The organism is Pseudoalteromonas aliena (genome assembly GCF_038155085.1).
Classification (GTDB): Bacteria; Pseudomonadota; Gammaproteobacteria; order Enterobacterales; family Alteromonadaceae; genus Pseudoalteromonas; species Pseudoalteromonas aliena_A.
This window is the reverse complement of the sequence record NZ_JBAKAU010000294.1, coordinates 1-209: the sequence shown is the minus strand read 5'-3', so window position 1 is coordinate 209 and position 209 is coordinate 1. Positions and strand designations below refer to the sequence as shown.

Below are 209 nucleotides of genomic sequence, written 5' to 3'. Positions count from 1 at the left end.
GCACTCGTTGTAGTGAGTCAGCTAGGATTAGATCTGTAAAATCAGCAATATCCTCATCGACAATAGAGTCTTGTGCGCCCACAGCATATCTTTTTAAATCTTTTGCTTTTAACAAACTGTTGAGATAACCCTGTACAACTATTTCTTCTACTTCTGGCTGTACACCTTGATCTGCATGTAGATAGTTTGAAATACCTAACGTGCTCATT

The 209-nt window shown here is 38.3% G+C and carries 1 protein-coding gene; it reads right to left on the bottom strand.

The features are described 5' to 3' along the window. A partial coding sequence (locus tag V6260_RS19465; protein WP_341595639.1) for a hypothetical protein occupies positions 1-208 on the bottom strand: 208 nt, incomplete at its 3' end. Between the last annotated feature and the right edge of the window lies 1 nt (position 209).